Raw genomic sequence first — 507 nt, forward strand, 5'->3', positions numbered from 1 at the left:
TGATGACTCTCTGCGGATTCTGTTTTTTTCCATGTTCCGGGAAGCGGAAGTGGTGCGTCAGGCCATCAGTGTTGGCGCGTTGGGTTATGTCTGCAAAAGCAGCAGTTCCTCGTTGCTGGTGGATGCCGCTCGCTCGGTCATGCTTGGACGACCCTTTGTCGAGCACGAACTGTCGATTAACCTGGTGTTCCGTGGTACCAATCTGAACCCCTCCATCTATGATGTGATGACCCCCAGAGAATTTGAGGTGCTGGTAATGATGGCAGCTGGCAAGCGGGTGCAAGACGTTGCCGTCAGCCTGAGCCTGAGCAGCAAAACGATTTCCAATTACGTGACTGCTATCAAGTCGAAGCTGGGGGTTCGTACCGATGCCGAGCTGGTGCACAAGGCCATCGAACTGGGCGTTATCCGTATTGCCGCATCCTTGCCGGCGTAGGCTAGTATTACCAATCAAGTGGGCAGCCCTGACAGTCTTCCATATTGATATCAAGAAAATTGGCGTAATGC

1 protein-coding gene is annotated in these 507 nt (G+C 53.1%); it reads left to right on the forward strand.

Translation table 11 applies throughout. The features are described from left to right. A partial coding sequence (locus Q4563_RS15840) for a LuxR C-terminal-related transcriptional regulator (protein ID WP_303605150.1) occupies positions 1-436 on the forward strand: 436 nt, incomplete at its 5' end. Positions 437-507 lie beyond the last annotated feature (71 nt).

The sequence above is a fragment of the Gilvimarinus sp. 1_MG-2023 genome, from assembly GCF_030548285.1.